17 protein-coding genes are annotated in these 16,770 nt (G+C 73.3%); 7 read left to right on the plus strand and 10 right to left on the minus strand.

All coding sequences use genetic code 11. The annotated features are described in order from the left end of the window. The 6 genes from ACFC1F_RS37860 to cobU form a co-directional block, all read right to left on the minus strand. Positions 1-773 (minus strand): biotin/lipoyl-containing protein (locus ACFC1F_RS37860; RefSeq protein ID WP_376165462.1); only part of this gene is annotated, 773 nt, incomplete at its 3' end. 57 nt (positions 774-830) lie between these two features. Next, positions 831-2,219 (minus strand): dihydrolipoyl dehydrogenase, encoded by a 1,389-nt coding sequence (lpdA, locus tag ACFC1F_RS37865; RefSeq protein ID WP_209411890.1) that lies wholly within the window; start codon positions 2,217-2,219, stop codon positions 831-833. A 453-nt stretch (positions 2,220-2,672) separates the two neighbouring features. Further along, positions 2,673-4,178 (minus strand): leucyl aminopeptidase, encoded by a 1,506-nt coding sequence (locus ACFC1F_RS37870; protein ID WP_376165464.1) that lies wholly within the window; start codon positions 4,176-4,178, stop codon positions 2,673-2,675. Positions 4,179-4,475: 297 nt separating this feature from the next. Continuing rightward, positions 4,476-5,273, minus strand: coding sequence for an adenosylcobinamide-GDP ribazoletransferase (locus ACFC1F_RS37875; RefSeq protein WP_374105990.1), 798 nt, complete (start codon positions 5,271-5,273; stop codon positions 4,476-4,478). Positions 5,274-5,390: 117 nt separating this feature from the next. Continuing rightward, positions 5,391-6,506, minus strand: a complete 1,116-nt coding sequence (gene cobT, locus ACFC1F_RS37880) for a nicotinate-nucleotide--dimethylbenzimidazole phosphoribosyltransferase (protein WP_376165466.1) — start codon at positions 6,504-6,506, stop codon at positions 5,391-5,393. A gap of 149 nt (positions 6,507-6,655) precedes the next feature. Beyond that, entirely contained in the window at positions 6,656-7,228 is a 573-nt protein-coding gene (cobU, locus tag ACFC1F_RS37885; RefSeq protein ID WP_209411893.1) for a bifunctional adenosylcobinamide kinase/adenosylcobinamide-phosphate guanylyltransferase, read from the minus strand. 107 nt (positions 7,229-7,335) lie between these two features. On the opposite strand from cobU, the gene ACFC1F_RS37890 reads away from it, so the two are divergent. After that, a complete protein-coding gene (locus ACFC1F_RS37890; protein ID WP_148645455.1) occupies positions 7,336-7,539 on the plus strand; it encodes a hypothetical protein in 204 nt (67 codons plus the stop codon). Positions 7,540-7,579: 40 nt separating this feature from the next. Here the strand turns inward: ACFC1F_RS37890 and ACFC1F_RS37895 are convergent, their stop codons facing one another. Both ACFC1F_RS37895 and ACFC1F_RS37900 read right to left on the minus strand, forming a co-directional pair. Continuing rightward, positions 7,580-8,365, minus strand: coding sequence for a methyltransferase domain-containing protein (locus ACFC1F_RS37895; protein ID WP_374106009.1), 786 nt, complete (start codon positions 8,363-8,365; stop codon positions 7,580-7,582). A gap of 113 nt (positions 8,366-8,478) precedes the next feature. Continuing rightward, on the minus strand, positions 8,479-9,078 hold the full coding sequence (locus ACFC1F_RS37900; RefSeq protein ID WP_148645456.1) for a DUF3043 domain-containing protein: 600 nt from the start codon (positions 9,076-9,078) through the stop codon (positions 8,479-8,481). A gap of 300 nt (positions 9,079-9,378) precedes the next feature. Between ACFC1F_RS37900 and ACFC1F_RS37905 the strand changes: the two genes are divergently transcribed. Further along, on the plus strand, positions 9,379-10,185 hold the full coding sequence (locus ACFC1F_RS37905; protein WP_209411895.1) for a PspA/IM30 family protein: 807 nt from the start codon (positions 9,379-9,381) through the stop codon (positions 10,183-10,185). 37 nt (positions 10,186-10,222) lie between these two features. Further along, positions 10,223-10,516, plus strand: coding sequence for a hypothetical protein (locus ACFC1F_RS37910; RefSeq protein WP_148645458.1), 294 nt, complete (start codon positions 10,223-10,225; stop codon positions 10,514-10,516). A 90-nt stretch (positions 10,517-10,606) separates the two neighbouring features. On the opposite strand, the gene nadA is transcribed toward ACFC1F_RS37910, so the two are convergent. Further along, a complete protein-coding gene (gene nadA, locus ACFC1F_RS37915; protein ID WP_374105992.1) occupies positions 10,607-11,791 on the minus strand; it encodes a quinolinate synthase NadA in 1,185 nt (394 codons plus the stop codon). Positions 11,792-11,982: 191 nt separating this feature from the next. On the opposite strand from nadA, the gene ACFC1F_RS37920 reads away from it, so the two are divergent. The 3 genes from ACFC1F_RS37920 to ACFC1F_RS37930 all read left to right on the plus strand — a co-directional run bounded on the left by ACFC1F_RS37920 (position 11,983) and on the right by ACFC1F_RS37930 (position 15,148). Further along, positions 11,983-12,906 (plus strand): NADP-dependent oxidoreductase, encoded by a 924-nt coding sequence (locus tag ACFC1F_RS37920; protein WP_376165470.1) that lies wholly within the window; start codon positions 11,983-11,985, stop codon positions 12,904-12,906. A gap of 168 nt (positions 12,907-13,074) precedes the next feature. Further along, positions 13,075-13,539, plus strand: a complete 465-nt coding sequence (locus ACFC1F_RS37925) for an Lrp/AsnC family transcriptional regulator (protein ID WP_148645460.1) — start codon at positions 13,075-13,077, stop codon at positions 13,537-13,539. A gap of 241 nt (positions 13,540-13,780) precedes the next feature. Beyond that, positions 13,781-15,148 carry a pyridoxal phosphate-dependent decarboxylase family protein gene (locus tag ACFC1F_RS37930; RefSeq protein ID WP_376165472.1) on the plus strand — a complete coding sequence of 456 codons (1,368 nt, stop codon included), beginning with the start codon at positions 13,781-13,783 and terminating at the stop codon, positions 15,146-15,148. Positions 15,149-15,200: 52 nt separating this feature from the next. Here the strand turns inward: ACFC1F_RS37930 and ACFC1F_RS37935 are convergent, their stop codons facing one another. Beyond that, positions 15,201-16,070 (minus strand): GNAT family N-acetyltransferase, encoded by an 870-nt coding sequence (locus ACFC1F_RS37935; protein WP_376165474.1) that lies wholly within the window; start codon positions 16,068-16,070, stop codon positions 15,201-15,203. A gap of 243 nt (positions 16,071-16,313) precedes the next feature. On the opposite strand from ACFC1F_RS37935, the gene erpA reads away from it, so the two are divergent. Next, entirely contained in the window at positions 16,314-16,667 is a 354-nt protein-coding gene (gene erpA / locus ACFC1F_RS37940; RefSeq protein WP_209411899.1) for an iron-sulfur cluster insertion protein ErpA, read from the plus strand. Positions 16,668-16,770 lie beyond the last annotated feature (103 nt).

The following is a 16,770-nucleotide window of genomic DNA, read 5'->3' on the forward strand; positions in this document are numbered from 1 at the left end:
ACCGGAGCCGGAGCGGCCACCGGGGCGGCCGGGGCGACCGGAGCCGGAGCGGCCACCGGGGCGGCCGGGGCGACCGGAGCCGGAGCCGGGGCGGGAGCGGCCGGGGCGGCCGGAGCCGGGGCGGCGACCGGGGCCGGAGCGGCCACGACGGCGCCCGCGGCGCCGATCAGCGCGAGCTGGGCGCCGACCTCGGCGGTCTCGTCCTCGCCGACCAGGATCTTCACCACGGTGCCCGCGACCGGCGACGGGATCTCGGTGTCGACCTTGTCGGTGGAGACCTCGAGCAGCGGCTCGTCGACCTCGACGGTGTCACCCTCGGCCTTCAGCCAGCGGGTGACGGTGCCCTCGGTGACGGACTCGCCGAGCGCGGGCAGCAGCACCGGGGTGGCGTCGCCGGCCGGGGCGGCAGCCGGAGCGGCCGGGGCCTCGGCGACCGGGGCGGCGGCGACGGGCGCCTCCACGACCGGGGCCGGGGCGGCGGCCGGGGCCGGGGCGGCCTCGACGGCCGGGGCCGGAGCGGCGACCGGGGCGCCCGAGCCGTCGTCGATGACCGCCAGCTCGGCGCCCACCTCGACGGTCTCGTCCTCGCCGACCTTGATCGAGGCCAGGATGCCCGAGGCCGGGGCCGGGATCTCGGTGTCGACCTTGTCGGTGGAGACCTCGAGCAGCGGCTCGTCGACCTCCACGCGCTCACCCTCGGCCTTCAGCCAACGGGTGACGGTGCCCTCGGAAACGCTCTCGCCCAGCGCGGGCAGTGTTACTGAGACCGCCATGGTTTCAGCGACTCCTATCAAGTCTTGCGTACTGGAATGGGGGAAGGTGGGGCGCGATCAGTCGTGCGCGTGCAGCGGCTTGCCGGCCAGCGCCAGGTGCGCCTCGCCCAGGGCCTCGGACTGGGTCGGGTGCGCGTGGATGAGCTGCGCGACCTCGGCGGGCAGCGCCTCCCAGTTGTAGATCAGCTGGGCTTCGCCGACCTGCTCGCCCATGCGGGCGCCGACCATGTGGACGCCGACCACGGCGCCGTCCTTGACCTGGACGAGCTTGATCTCGCCGGCGGTCTTCAGGATCTTGCTCTTGCCGTTGCCGGCCAGGTTGTACTTGAGGGTGACGACCTTCTCCTTGCCGTACAGCTCGACGGCCTTCGCCTCGGAGATGCCGACGGAGGCGACCTCGGGGTTGGAGTAGGTCACGCGCGGGACGCCGTCGTAGTCGATCGGCACCGGCTTGAGGCCGGCCAGGCGCTCGGCGACCAGGATGCCCTCGGCGAAGCCGACGTGGGCCAGCTGCAGGGTCGGGGCGAGGTCGCCGACGGCGGAGATGGTGGGCACGTTGGTGCGCATGTACTCGTCGACCAGCACGTAGCCGCGGTCCATCGCGACGCCGTTCTCCTCGTAGCCGAGGCCGGCCGAGACCGGGCCGCGGCCGATGGCGACGAGCAGCAGGTCGGCGTCGATCTGCTTGCCGTTCTCGGTGGAGACGCGGACACCGGTCTCGGTGTACTCGACGCCCGAGAAGCGGGCCTTCAGCTCGAACTTGATGCCGCGCTTGCGGAACGCGCGCTCCAGCAGCTTGGAGGAGTTCTCGTCCTCCAGCGGGACGAGGTGCGGCAGCGCCTCGACGATGGTGACCTCGACGCCGAAGGACTTCCAGACCGAGGCGAACTCGACGCCGATCACGCCGCCGCCGAGGATGACGGCCGACTTCGGGATGAAGCCGAGCTTGAGGGCGTGGTCCGAGGAGATCACGCGGTCGCCGTCGATCTCCAGGCCCGGGATCGAGCGCGGAACCGAGCCGGTCGCCAGGACGATGTGGCGGCCCTCGATGCGCTGGCCGTTGACGTCCACCGAGGTCTGCGAGGAGAGCTTGCCCTCGCCCTGGATGAAGGTCACCTTGCGGGAGGCCACCAGGCCCTGCAGGCCCTTGTACAGGCCGGCGATGACGTCGTCCTTGTACTTGTGGACGCCGTTGATGTCGATGCCCTGGAAGGTGGCCAGAACGCCGAACTCGGCGGCCTCCTTCGTCTCGTCCGCGATCTCGGCGGCGTGCAGCAGCGCCTTGGTCGGGATGCAGCCGCGGTGGAGGCAGGTGCCGCCCAGCTCACCCTTCTCGATCAGGGCGACGCTCAGGCCCAGCTGAGCGGCGCGGAGCGCCGCGGCGTAACCGCCGCTTCCGCCTCCGAGAATGACTACGTCGAAAACGGTGCTGGCGTCGTTCGCCACGTCACGTCCTCCATGCAATGGGGTGGGTCGCCGGGCCGGTCGCGGTCCGGTGGGTCGGAAGCCTTTGTGGGGCGCCCAGTCGTGCCGGAAATACATCTTCGCACTTGTTCAAGGCGGCTGATGTCCGGGTCCACCCCGGGGGTGTCCCACAGGGTGGTCACCGGGGCGGGAACACCCCCGACCGAAGGGCATCGTCGCAGCTCAGGGCGGGGTTGACAGCGGCGCCAAGGGTGCTCGCGACGGGCTTCGGGCAGGCTGGTTCCGCACAGTGGAACAAAGTTTCGCCCGCAGCGAACAAGGGTGCGGGGCGGGGCTCCGTTCCTTACTCGCAGGTAACAGGGCCGCGGGTGTCCGGTGGCGTCCGGCCGGAGGCGCCGGCCGGACGCCCGGGAACGAGGACGGGGCCCGGCGCACACACGCGCCGGGCCCCGTCCGTCCGTTCCGGATCCCGGATCAGGCCTTGCCGCCCGCAGCGGTCTGCTCGGCGAAGCGGACCAGGGTGCGCACCGCGCTCGCGGTGCCGCCCTTGGGGGTGTAGCCGAACGGCGCGCCCTCGTGGAAGGCCGGGCCGGCGATGTCCAGGTGGGCCCAGTCGATGCCCTCGGCCACGAACTCCTTCAGGAACAGGCCGGCCACCAGGCCGCCGCCCATCCGGTCGCCCATGTTGGCCAGGTCGGCGATGGTCGACTCGGTCATGCCCTTGCGCAGCTCGGCCGGCAGCGGCATCGGCCAGGACTGCTCGCCGGTCTCGCCCGCGACGGTGTGCAGCGTCTCGCGCAGCTCGTCGTTGTTGGCCATCACGCCGAAGGTGCGGCTGCCCAGCGCCATCATCATCGCGCCGGTCAGCGTCGCGACGTCGACGATCACGTCCGGGTTCTCCTCGCCGGCCCGCACGATGGCGTCGGCCAGCACCAGACGGCCCTCGGCGTCGGTGTTCAGCACCTCGACGGTCTTGCCGCCGTACATCCGCAGCACGTCACCCGGGCGGGTGGCCGAGCCGGACGGCATGTTCTCCGCCAGCGCCAGCCAGGCGGTGACGTTGACGACCAGGCCGAGCCGCTTGGCGGCGACCACGGCGGCGAACACGGCGGCGGCGCCGGCCATGTCGCACTTCATGGTCTCGTTGTGGCCGGCCGGCTTCAGCGAGATGCCGCCCGAGTCGTAGGTGATGCCCTTGCCGACGAACGCCAGGCTGGCCTTGGCCTTCGGGTGGGTGTAGGCCACCTTCACCAGCCGCGGCGGGTTCGCCGAGCCGTTGCCGACGCCCAGCAGGCCGCCGAAGCCGCCCTTGAGGAGCGCCTTCTCGTCCAGCACCTCGACCTTGAGGCCGTGCTCCTTGCCGGCCGCCTGGGCGATCGCGGCGAAGCCCTTCGGGTTCAGGTCGTTCGGGGCGGTGTTGACCAGGTCGCGGGCCCGGTTCATCTCCTCGCCGACGACCAGGGCGCGCTCGACGGCGGCCTTGGCCTCCTTGCTGCCCTTGCGGGCGGCGAGCAGGACCAGCTCGCCGACCGGCTCCTTGCCGTTGCCGTTGCCCTTGTAGGTGCCGAAGGCGTACGAGCCGAGCAGGCCGCCCAGTGCGACCGCCTCGATCTCGTCGGCGGACTCGGCCGGCAGCGCCAGCGCGGCCTTCTTGCTGCCGGCCAGGGCGCGGGCGGCGACACCGGCGGCGCGGCGCAGCGCCTCCAGCTCGTAGCCGGCGTCGGCGGCCTCGCCGAGGCCGACCGCGAGGACGAGCGCGGCCTTCAGGCCGGCGGCGGAGGGCACCTTGACGGTCTCGCCCTCGGCGCCGGTCGCGCCCAGGGTGGTGAGGACCTCGGCCAGCTTGCCGTCGAACGCCTCGCTCACGGCCTCGGCGCCGGGGGCCAGCACAATGCCCTTGGGGCCCTTCGCGACACCGATCACCAGGGCGTCCGCGCGCAGCGAGGCGGCGGAGGAGGTGCTCACAGACAATGCAGTCACGTAATGCGTCCTGTTCTTTCGCGGTCACGACCGGTCGCGGCGTGGCTGCCGCACCGGTGCAGCCGACGCCGGCGCGGCGGGCCGCCCGGCCGGGCGGGCCGGGTCCGGGGCCCCTGGCGCGTGCGCCCGCCGGTCGCGGCGGCCGCACACATCAGAAGCCCCGGCTCCTCGACGCGCGTCGGCCGGGCAGGACCTGCGACGGTGCAGGGCTGCGGTGCTCCACGCATGGTAGTCCGCATGCTGGGATCACGCGCCGCCCGGTGTCCCACCGTTCGGTACGGGTACCGTCGGTGTGCGTCAGCCCAGCAGGGCGAGCGTCACCAGAGTGCCGGTCGCGGCGGTCTCCGCCATCGCGCCGAGGACGTCCCCGGTGATCCCGTCCAGCCGCCGGACGCAGCGCCGGAGCAGCAGCCAGGCGCATCCGAGTCCGGCCGCAACGGCCAGCGGGAGACGCAGAGCTGACCATCCGTCCGCCCAGCCGAGGGCGGCCGTCAGCAGCATCGACCCTGCCGTGGCCGCGACCGCCGCGGCGGGCGGTACGGTGCCCGCGACCACCGCCCCGAGCCCGCCGGGCCGGGCGGCCGGCACCGACCGCAGGCACCCCCAGGCGAGCGCGCACCGCGCGGCCGTCGCCGAGGCCAGCACCGCGAGCGCTCCGCGCAGCACCGAGCCGTCGAACTGCCCGGCCAGCGCGGCGATCTGGGCCAGCAGCACGAGGACCAGGGTCAGCACGCCGAACGGCCCGATGTCCGACTGCTTCATGATGCGCAGCGCGTCCTCGGCCGGCTTGCCGCTGCCCAGGCCGTCGGCGACGTCGGCCAGTCCGTCCAGGTGCAGCCCCCGGGTCAGCGCGGCCAGTGCCCCGGCCGCGGCCACCGCGCCGAGCAGTCCGCCCGCACGCCACGCGACCAGCGCCCCCACGCCCGCCGCCACCGCGCCGAGCACCAGCCCGACCACCGGTGCGGCCGTCATCGCCCGCCCCGCCGCCGCCCGGTCCCACCGCTCGACCCGCACCCGCAGCACGGACAGCGTCCCGAACCCGAAGCGCAGCCCGTCCGCCCAGGACGCGGGCACGGTCGAAGGCCCCTCCTGCACCCGCCGCTCCTTCGTCCTGATCACCGAGGTGCCCGTCAGGGCACGGGCACCGTGTACTGCCGGGTTGCCGCCGTTGCCCGGCCCGGGGGCCCGCCCGGGCACCCCGTCGGGCCTGCGCTACACCCGGCCCAACAGCTCCGCCGCGGACGGCAGCTTCGGCTGCTCCTTCGGCACCGGCGCCGCGGTCGGCGCGGGCTTGTGCTCGGCCAGGGAGTCCGCCGCGGCCTGGAGCAGCGGCAGCGCCATCAGCGCGCCGACGCCCTCGCCCATGGTGATTCCCTGCTCCTGGAGCGGCGTCAGGGTGAGCCGGTCGTAGGCCTTCGCCTGGGCCGGCTCGCCGCTGGACTGCCCGGCCCGCCACCACTCGGGCGCCCGGAACGCGATCCGCTGGGCGACCAGCGCGCAGGCCGAGGAGACCACTCCGTCCAGGACGACCGGCAGCCTGCGGACCGCGGCCTGGAGCAGGAAGCCGGTGATCGCCGCGAAGTCGGCCCCGCCGGTGGCGCCGAGCAGCGCCAGCTGGTCGCCGAGCACCGGCCGGGCCCGCCGCAGCGAGTCCCTGATGGTCGCGCACTTGACCATCCACACCTTGTCGTCGATGCCCGAGCCGCGCCCGGTCACCGCGGCCGCGTCCGTTCCGCAGAGCGCGCCGACCAGCACCGCGGCCACCGTGGTCGAGCCGACCCCGAGGTCGCCCAGCACCACCAGGTCGGTGCCGGCGTCGGCCTCCTCGTCGGCGACGGCCATCCCGGCGCGGAAGGCCTTGACGGTCTCCTCCGGGGTCAGCGCGTCCTCGCGGTCGATCCGGCCGGAGCCGCGCCGCACGCGGTGCGCGACCACCTCGTCGGGGAAGTCGGACGGGTCCGCGTCCACCGCGACGTCCACCACCCGCACCCCGGCGCCGAAGCGCCGGGCGAGCAGCGCGACCGGCGCGGTGCCGTCCAGGACCGCCCGGACCCGGGCGGCCGTGCCGCCCTGGGCGGGCAGCCGGGACACGCCGAGGGCCGCCACCCCGTGGTCGGCGGCGAACAGCAGCACCTTGGGCGCCGACAGCGGCTGCACCGGGGAACGCCCCTGAACGGACGACAGCCAGCTGCCGAGCTCCTCCAGCCGGCCGAGCCCGCCGCGCGGCCGGTCCAGTGTGCGCCAGCGCTCCTCGGCGGCCCGCCGGGCGCTCTCGTCGGGGCGCTCGACGAGCGAGGAGAACGTGTCGAGATCCACGGTCGTGTCCATTTGTCCGTTTCTCGCTCACACCGCGGGGCGCGGCGTACATTCGAGGTCTGCCCCAGGCAGCGGTCAGGGCTTGGCCGTCATGGGACTGCGCAAGCGGTCGAGTGAGAAACCGCCTCATCACCGAGGCGGAGGAGTCACCGCTCGGAAGGCTACACGCCAACCGATTTGATGGTCAGGGCTTGCCCCGCCACGACCAGCAGCACACGCTCCGAGGCGTCCGCCACGGCCATGTTCAGCCTTCCGAGCGTGTCCCGGAAGCGACGCCCGGCGGCGGTCGCCGGGACGACGCCCATGCCGACCTCGTTGCTGACCGCGATCACCTGACGGCCCGTCCCGGCCCACGCGGCGGCGAGCGCCTCGCAGCGGGCCTGCACCGCCGCCTCGCCGCCGTCCGTCCACACCGCGTCGTCCCAGGCACCGCACTCGTCCATCACGGCGGTCAGCCAGAGCGCCAGGCAGTCGATCAGCACCGGTGCCGGGTCGGCGTCGTCGGCCAGGACGGCCTCCAGCGCGCAGGTCTCGGCGGTGCGCCAGCCCGCCGGGCGCCGGTCGCGGTGCAGGGCGACCCGCTGCGCCCAGTCGCTGTCGCCGTCCCGGGTGCCGCTGGTGGCCACGTACAGCACGTCCTCGTACCGGGCGAGCAGCCGCTCGGCCGTGGTGGACTTGCCGGAGCGCGCACCGCCGAGGACCAGCGTGCGGGGGAGTGCGGGATCGGTTGCCATGCCGCTCATCCTGCCGGACGAGGCATACGGAAGATCCCACCGGGCAGGCTAAGGTGCGCAGCACACAGGGTCTTACCGGGCAGGGCAGCACACAGGAGGAGCCGGGCATGGTGTGGACGTGGCGGTACGAGAAGGCGGACGGCACCGTGGTGGCCCCGGCCGGTGGCCAGGAGGAGGAGTTCGCCGGCCAGGGGGACGCCGAGACCTGGATCGGGGAGTCCTGGAAGGAGCTGGCCGAGGGCGGGGTGGACACCGCGGTCCTGCTCGACGACGGCCGGGAGGTCTACTCGATGAGCCTGCACGAGGCCTGAGTCCGCGTGGTCCCGTCCGTGACGGGGCAGCGCGACGGGGCTACTTGGCCCCGAACACGTGCAGCAGCGCGGCGACCTGCCGGTACGGGTCGGTGCGGCCGGCCCGTTCCTCGGCCTCCAGCAGCTGGGCCAGCTGCCGCCCGTCCACCGGCGGCGCCGCGTCGTCGGGCGCGTTGTCGGTGAAGACCCGGACGCCGTACCAGTGCCGCAGCGGCACGGACACCTCGGAGAGGGTGACGGCGAGGTCGGCGATCCGGTCGGCGCGGGCGGCCAGCCCCAGCCGGTTGTAGTAGCGGTCGCTCTCGAAGGCGTGCAGGGCGGCCCGCCAGTCGTCGGCGGCGGCGGGCCGCAGGGCCAGCGAGTCGCGGTTGCGGACGAGCAGGGAGAGCAGTCCGCCGGGGGCCAGCAGCCGGGCCAGCGAGGCGATCATGGGATCCGGGTCCGGCAGGTACATCAGGACGCCGTGGCAGAGCACGACGTCGAAGCTGCGGGGCCCGAACCAGCGCCCGCACTGGTGGCCGTCGCCGCTGAGCAGCTGGAGCCTGCCGCGGACCTCGGGCGGCTCCTCGGCCAGCGCCCCCTGGGCGACGCCGAGCGCCACCGGGTCGGAGTCGATGCCGGTGACGTAGTGGCCGGCCCGGGCCAGGCGCAGCGCCTGGGTGCCCTGGCCGCAGCCGATGTCGAGGACGCGCTGGGCGCTGCGTCCGGTGAGCTGCTCGGCGAGCTGCCGGGCGACCAGCTCCTGCCGGACGAGGTTGCGCAGGCTGCCGAGGCGGTCGAGCCACGGGCCGGTGCCGCCGGCGAAGGAGCCGCTGCGCGAGGGCAGCCGGCGCTCCTGGGCGATCCGGTCGTGGCCGCCGTCCCCCTGGCCCGGAAGCGCGTACAGGCCGGGCCCCTCCCAGGACGGAGGGGCCCAGCCGGAGTCCACCGGCTCGGCGGTCAGGGCTTCTCCCCGCGCCGCACCTGCGGCTTGGGCAGCCGCAGCCGGCGCATCTGGAGGATGCGCATCAGGCCGTAGGCGACCGCGCCGCGGGTGTTCTGGCCGGCGAAGCGCTCGCCGAGCTGCTTGCGCAGACCGAGGCCGAGGCGGACGAAGTCCAGGATCACCAGCACGAAGAAGAGCAGGAACAGCACGGTGGAGAGCAGCTGGAGGGCCGGCACCTTCACGATGCTGAGCACCAGGATGACCACCGCGGCGGGGAGGAAGAACTCGGCGAGCGACCAGCGGGCGTCCACGTAGTCGCGGGTGAACTTGCGCACCGGGCCCTTGTCACGGGCCGGGAGGTGGCGCTCGTCGCCCTCGAGCAGCGCGGTGCGCTGCTTCTCGCGCTCGGCCCGCATGCGCTCGCGCGCCTGCCGGGAGGCCTCCTTGCGGTCCTTGGGCACGGTCACCCGGGTACGCCGGTTGGCCTCGGCCTCACTGCGCTTGGGCGTGGGGCGGCCCTTCTTCGCCTGCGGGTCGCGGGCCTGGGTCGTCTCGTCCTGCTTCTCCAGCACAGCGGCGGAGGCGGCGGCATCATCTGAACGGCGTCGGAACACACCACCAGCGTACGGGGTGCGCGACCGCTTCTTCGGGTGTCCTTGGACCCAAACGCATATCGATCGCGTGCGGCCGGGCCGGTGCCGGGCTCCCGGGGGTCTTCCCGTAGGGGATCACCGCGGGGAACCGTGGAGGGGATGAGGGCCGGATCCACCCCGGGGATGAGGCAGTCGGGGGTGTCGCTGTAGCAGTCTTGTTGCAGGCAGGTGCACTGCGGCGAAGGGCTCGCTGCACATACACTCGTCGTGTCTGGTAACGAGATAGAGACCGCAGGCCGGAGAAGGGGGCACCCGAGGCCCATGAGCGACGGAATCATGAAGCGTATGGGGCTGATCTTCCGCTCCAAGGCGAACAAGGCCTTGGACCGGGCGGAGGATCCGCGAGAGACGCTGGACTATTCGTACCAGAAGCAGCTCGAACTGCTGCAGAAGGTACGTCGCGGTGTCGCGGACGTGGCCACCTCGCGCAAGCGGCTGGAACTCCAGCTGACCCAGCTCCAGCAGCAGTCCGCGAAGTACGAGGACCAGGGCCGCAAGGCGCTCTCGCTCGGCCGGGAGGACCTCGCGCGCGAGGCGCTGACCCGCAAGGCGAACATGCAGTCCCAGATCACCGACCTGGAGACGCAGTACCAGCAGCTCCAGGCCGAGGAGGAGAAGCTCACGCTCGCCTCCCAGCGGCTGCAGGCCAAGGTGGACGCCTTCCGCACCAAGAAGGAGACCATCAAGGCCACCTACACCGCGGCCCAGGCGCAGACCCGGATCGCCGAGTCGTTCTCCGGCATCTCGGAGGAGATGGGCGACGTCGGTCTGGCGATCCAGCGGGCCGAGGACAAGACCGCGCAGATGCAGGCCCGGGCCGGTGCGATCGACGAGCTGCTGGCCTCCGGCGCGCTCGACGACGCCAGCGGGCTCGGCCGCAAGGACGACATCGAGGCCGAGCTGGAGCGCGTGGCGGGCGGCTCGGACGTCGAGCTGGAGCTGGCCCGGATGAAGGCCGAGCTGACGGGCGGTTCGCCGTCCTCCGGCCCGCAGGCGATCGAGCAGGGCGGTGCGCAGCCGCACGACGCCTCGCAGCAGGACACCCCGCGCATCAACTACAACAAGTGATCTGAGCTTCACCCCACCAACCAGGGAGACGCACGGCATGATCATGAGGGTCATGGGGGAGGGCCAGTTCGAGGTGGGCGAAGCCCATCTGAACCGGCTCAACGAGCTGGACGAGGAGCTCCTCGCCGCACTGGAGTCGGGGGACGACGAACACTTCAGGCGGGCGCTCGGTGAGCTGCTGGGCGCCGTCAAGAAGTTCGGGACCCCGCTGGCGGACGACTCGCTGGAGCCGTCCGACCTGATCCTCCCGGATGCCGACGCGACGATCGACGAGGTCCGGCAGCTGCTGCGGGCCGAGGGTGACGGCCTGATCCCCGGCATCCCGGAGTAGCCACCGTCTCGCGCCGGACGCCAGACGCGACAAGGGCGGGCCCCCTCCACTGCGGAGGGGGCCCGCCCTTTCGCGTCCGTGCTGTGCCGGCTACGGCAGGGCGAGCATCCGGTCCAGCGCCGCCTTGGCGTACTTCTCGGTCTCCGGGTCGACGCTGATCACGTTCGGCACCCGGCCCTCGACCAGCGACTCCAGCGCCCAGACCAGGTGCGGCAGGTCGATCCGGTTCATGGTGGAGCAGAAGCAGACCGCCCGGTCCAGGAAGACGATCTCCTTGTCCGGGTGCGCCTTGGCCAGCCGGCGGACGAGGTTCAGCTCGGTGCCGATGGCCCACTTGGAGCCGGGCTCGGCGGCGTCCAGCGCCTTGATGATGTACTCGGTCGAGCCCACCATGTCGGCGGCCGCGACGACCTCGTGGCGGCACTCGGGGTGCACCAGCACGGTGACGCCGGGGATGCGCGCGCGGACGTCGTTCACCGAGTCCAGCGAGAACCGCCCGTGCACCGAGCAGTGGCCGCGCCAGAGGATCATCTTGGCGTTGCGCAGCTCCTCGGCGGTCAGCCCGCCGTTCGGCTTGTGCGGGTTGTAGAGCACGCAGTCGTCGAGCGAGAAGCCCATCTCGCGCACCGCGGTGTTGCGGCCCAGGTGCTGGTCCGGCAGGAAAAGCACCTTCTGGCCCTGCTCGAAGGCCCACTCCAGCGCCCGCTTGGCGTTGGACGAGGTGCAGATGGTGCCGCCGTGCCGGCCGGTGAAGGCCTTGATGTCGGCGGAGGAGTTCATGTACGAGACCGGGACGGTCACGTCGGCTATGCCGGCGTCGGTCAGCACGTCCCAGCACTCGGCGACCTGCTCGGCGGTGGCCATGTCGGCCATCGAACAGCCGGCCGCGAGGTCCGGGAGGACGACCTGCTGGGCGTCGGTGGTGAGGATGTCCGCGGACTCGGCCATGAAGTGCACGCCGCAGAAGACGATGTACTCGGCCTCCGGGCGGGCGGCCGCGTCGCGGGCGAGCTTGAAGGAGTCGCCGGTGACGTCGGCGAACTCGATCACCTCGTCGCGCTGGTAGTGGTGGCCGAGGATGAAGACGCGGTCGCCGAGTGCGGCCTTGGCCGCCCGTGCGCGCTCGACGAGGTCCGGGTCCGAGGCGGCCGGGAGGTCGCCGGGGCACTCGACGCCACGCTCGCTGTTCGGGTCGGCCTCACGGCCGAGCAGCAGCAGAGCGAGCGGCGTCGGGGTGGGGTCGACGCCGTAGGTCTCGGTGATGGTGGTGGTCACGGGCGGGTGCCCTTCTGTGCGGCCGATCAGTCGGTGCAGCCTTCTCGTCTATCTGACGCTATCTATGATAACCGGTTAGCGTCACAGTGACGATGGCCGTCTTGTCGATGTGACGAGAACCGCTCGCCGGTTCGGACGCTTCCCTGCGTGGCCGAATCGATATCCGGGGGCCTCCGGGTGAGGCTGGGCACATGAAGGCAATCGCGATCCGCCGTTACGGCGGCCCCGAGGTGGTCGAGTACACCGAGCTGCCGGACCCGAAGGTCGGGCCGGACTCCGTACTGGTGCAGGTCCGGGCGGCGGGGGTGAATCCGGTGGACCGGCACCTCCGGGAGGGGCACCTGGACGGGCTGCTGGACGCCCGCTTCCCGCTGGTGATGGGCTGGGACGTGGCCGGCGTGGTCCGGGCGGTCGGCGGCGGCGTCACCGAGTTCGCCCCCGGGGACGAGGTCTTCGGCTACGTCCGCAAGGACTGGGCCGAGCACGGCACCTACGCCGAACTCGTCGCCGCGCCCGTGCGCACACTGGCCCGCAGGCCGGCCGCGCTGGACTGGACGCAGAGCGGCGGGCTGCCACTGGCCGGGCTGACGGCGCTCCAGGGCCTGAGGGCGCTGCGGATCCGCCCGGGCGACACGGTGCTGGTGCACGCCGCGGCCGGCGGGGTCGGCCACCTGGCCGTCCAGCTCGCCAGGGCCTTCGGGGCCCGGGTGATCGGCACCGCGGGGGAGCGCAACCACGACTACCTGCGGGGGCTGGGCGCCGAGCCGGTGCGGTACGGCGACGGCCTGGCCGAGCGGGTCCGCGCGCTGGCCCCCGACGGGGTGGACGCCGCCCTCGACCTGGTCGGCGGCGGCGCCGCCGAGCTCTCGGCCGCGCTGGTCGCGGACCCGGGCCGGATCGTCTCGGTCGCCGACTACCGGGTGAAGGAGCTCGGCGGCCGCTACCTCTGGGCCCGTCCGGACGCCGCCGGACTGGCGGAGCTGGCCGCCCTGGCCGACGCCGGCCGGCTCACCGTCACCGTCGCCTCCACCTTCCCGCTCGCCCAGGCCGCGTCCGCGCAGGAGCTGAGCGCCGAGGGCCGCACCCGAGGCAAGATCGTCCTGCTCGTGGAGTGACGCCGCGGCGCCCGGCGGGCAGGTGACCCGCGCAGTACCCCGGGCCGTCATCCGCCAGCGGTGGACTCGGTCCTGTCATCCGCCAGAATGGAGCCGAACCGTTTCGGCGGCCGCCGCCTCCCCGCTGCCCGCCCGCCGATCCCGTACGACCCGTGGAGCCCCGCACCGATGAGCACCAGCCGAGCGCACGAGACGGTCGGGGCCGACCTGGACGAGACCGACCGTCTGCTGCTCGCCCGGCTGGCCAGCGACGGCCGCGCCTCCTACGCCGAGATCGGCCTCCAGGTGAACCTCTCCGCCACCGCCGTCCGCCGCCGGATCGACCGGCTGCGGGCGCGCGGGGTGGTCCGCGGCTTCACCGTCGTCCTCGACCCGTCCGTGCTCGGCTGGCAGACCGAGGCCTTCGTCGAGGTCTACTGCCGGGAGCGGACCGCCCCCGAGGAGATCCTGGCCAGCCTGCGGCAGTTCCCCGAGGTGGTGGCCGCCTGGACGGTCACCGGGGACCCGGACGCCCTGGTCCACCTGCGCGCCACCGACATGCACCACCTCCAGGCGGTGATCGAGCGGATCCGCAAGGAGCCCGGCGTCCAGCGCAGCCGCTCGTCCGTCGTCCTCTCCCAGCTCATCGGCTGATCGCCCGGAGGGCCCAACCCGGTCGACGGGCTCCACCGGGCCCGATCACGGGGCCCGGCCGGGGCAGGCGCAGGATTCCTGCGCGGACCGGGCCGAAGACGCCCGAATCCTGCCTCGCCGGCCGCGTTCCGACGCGCGGCGCCGGCCCCCCGCTGCCTAGGCTGATGAGGTCCGGCAACGCGGTGAGACGCCCCGCGCCGCCGGTCCTCCCCCCGACACCCCACAGCCGAGAGGGACCCCCGTGTCCGCAGCCCCCGACCGCATGCACCGGCCCGACAACGAGCTGGTCGACCTGGTATTCGACTACATGCGGGAGCGGCTGCAGTACGACCCCGTCCCGCTCGACCACCCCGGTGACGGCGAGCACCTGCGCGCCCAGCTGGCCGGCCTGCTCAACCCGGACGGCAACAACCCGGCCGACGTTCTGAAGCTCTACGACCACGAGCTGTCCCGCGCGGTGATCTCCGCCGACAGCCCGCGCTACCTGTCGTTCATCCCGTGCGCCCCCACCAAGGCCGCGCTCCTCTTCGACATGGTCGTCTCCTGCGCCTCGCTCCAGGGCATCTCCTGGCTGGAGGCGGCCGGCGCCATCGCCGCCGAGAACCAGGTGCTGCGCCTGATCGCGGACCGCGCCGGCCTGCCCGCCTCGGCCGGCGGCACCTTCGTCTCCGGCGGCTCGGCCGGCAACCTCTCCGCGCTCGTCGTCGCCCGCGACACCGCCCGCCGCAGGCTCGGCGTCGGCCCGGAGGCCCGGCTGCGGATAGCCGTCGCCGACCAGGTGCACTCCTCGGTCAAGAACACCTTCAACATCATCGGCGTCGAGGCCTTCAAGGTCCCGACCGTCGACCGCCGGTTCACCGGCGAGGCGCTGCGCGCCGCCCTGGCCGCCGATCCCCACCCGGAGACGGTGATCGCCGTCGTCGGCACCGCCGGCACCACCAACGAGGGCATCGTCGACGACCTCCAGGGCCTCTCCGAGGTCGCCCGCGAGCGCGACCTGTGGTTCCACGTGGACGGCGCCTACGGCGGCGCCGGCCTCTTCGCCCCCTCGGTGCGCGAGCGCTACAACGGCATCGAGCACGCCGACTCGTTCGTGGTGGACCCGCACAAGTGGCTGTTCGCCCCGTTCGACTGCGCCGCGCTGGTCTACCGCAACCCCCAGCTGGCCCGCGCCGTGCACACCCAGGACGCCTCCTACCTGGACGTGCTGCACACCGAGGGCGACGAGTGGAACCCCACCGACTACGCCTACCACCTGACCCGGCGCGCCCGCGGCCTGCCGCTCTGGTTCTCGCTGGCCGTGCACGGCACCCAGGCGTACACCGACGCCATCGAGACCGGCCTCCAGCTGGCCCGCGACACCGCGCAGCTGATCCGCGACACCGAGCACCTGGAGCTGCTGTTCGACCCGCAGCTCTCCGCGGTCTGCTTCAAGCGCACCGGCTGGACCAACGAGGACTACTACCGCTGGTCGCAGCAGCTGCTCGCGGACCAGATCGGCTTCGTCACCCCGACCGGCTGGGACGGCGAGACGGTCGCCCGCTTCGCCTTCCTGCACCCGGGCACCACCATGGAGATGGTCAGGGAGATCCTCGACACCATGGTGTGACCGGTACGCCGAGGACCCCGCCGGAACCGCCCGGCGGGGTCCTCCGCCGTTCCTACAGCAGCCCGCCGTTCGGCACGTACGGCGTGGGCGGGCGCATCCCGCGCAGTCCCAGGTAGCCGCGGGTCTCCACGGTCAGGCCGACCTCCAGCCCGACGTCCAGCGCCCACTCCTGCTCCGCGGTCAGGGCCTCCACCCGTGCCTGCGTGCCCTCCGGGACCCGGGCCAGCGCCTCGCGCAGCAGCCGGGCGGCGATCCGCTTGGAGGTGGCGGCCAGCAGCTTCACCTCCCCGCCGTCGCGGTAGCAGTAGCCGCTGCCGGCCAGCGCGTCCGCGATCAGCAGCTCCTCGCAGTGGGCGAGCATCAGCTCGTGGTCCGGCCCGTGCGCGGCGCCGCGCAGCCGCCGGTCCACCGAGTCCAGCAGGTGCCGGTGGGTGGCGTTGCCCGGGTGGACCGGGATGTCCCCCGGATCGACCAGCCCGGCCCGGACCACCTGCCCGGTCAGCTGCATCGCCGGGTACAGGGTGAACCCGGCCAGCCGGTAGCGGCGGACGGCCGCGGGCGACGGCGAGGCGCAGAGCATCCCGCGCAGGCACCCCCGCCCGTACGCGGTGGCCCGCTCCAGCAGCAGCCGTCCGACGCCCTTGCCCTGCACCTGGGGCAGCACCACGAGCAGCGCCAGCACCCAGGTGCCCTCACGGCGCAGCGAGAGCACCGCGCCGACCGGCTCGCCGTCCAGCTCGGCCAGCCAGCAGCCCTGCGGGTCGGTGCGCGCCAGGTGCCTCGTGCGGGCCAGCTGGTAGACGGGCGGCCGGGGCGGACCGGCGGGGGGCCGGGCGTCGGGGAGCGAGGCGAACGCGTCGCGGGCGATGAGCTGGACGGCCTCCGCGTCGGCGGCGGAGTCCCTGACCTGTCGCAGGATCATGCCCTCCATCCTGGCCGCCGAGGGGCCCGCGCGAGGCCGGTTCGTCCGGATCGGCGGGCCGCGGCGGTGCCCGACCCGCGCCGGTTGTGCGAGCATGGGGAGCGTAGGGGAGCGGGTGGTACACCCGGCCCACGGAAATTCCGCCGCAGAAGACCGCCGAAACACAACGCCGTCCGGAAATGAAACCGGACGGCCGTCGGTTGGCACTGGCGGCAGACCGTCGTCAAGACCGGGAGAAAGCAGATGACCGTCCAGGACGAGACCACCGTCGAGAGTGGCATCCTCCTTACCGATGCCGCCGCGGCCAAGGTCAAGGGCCTGCTGGAGCAGGAGGGCCGCGAAGACCTCGCTCTGCGCGTCGCCGTCCAGCCCGGTGGCTGCTCGGGCCTGCGTTACCAGCTGTTCTTCGACGAGCGTTCGCTCGACGGCGACGTGATCAAGGACTTCGACGGTGTGAAGGTCGTCACCGACCGGATGAGCGCCCCGTACCTCGGTGGCGCCACCGTCGACTTCGTGGACACCATCGAGAAGCAGGGCTTCACGATCGACAACCCGAACGCCACCGGCTCCTGCGCCTGCGGCGACTCGTTCAGCTAGTCGGCAGACGGCGAATGGGGGCCCCCGCGGTACCCGGGGCCGCCACGGCGGATTCCCGGGGGGGGCCCCCCGGCGCGGAGCGGCCCCGTCCGGCCGGGGGGCC

This window comes from Kitasatospora sp. NPDC056181 (assembly GCF_042266225.1).
Lineage (GTDB): Bacteria > Actinomycetota > Actinomycetes > Streptomycetales > Streptomycetaceae > Kitasatospora.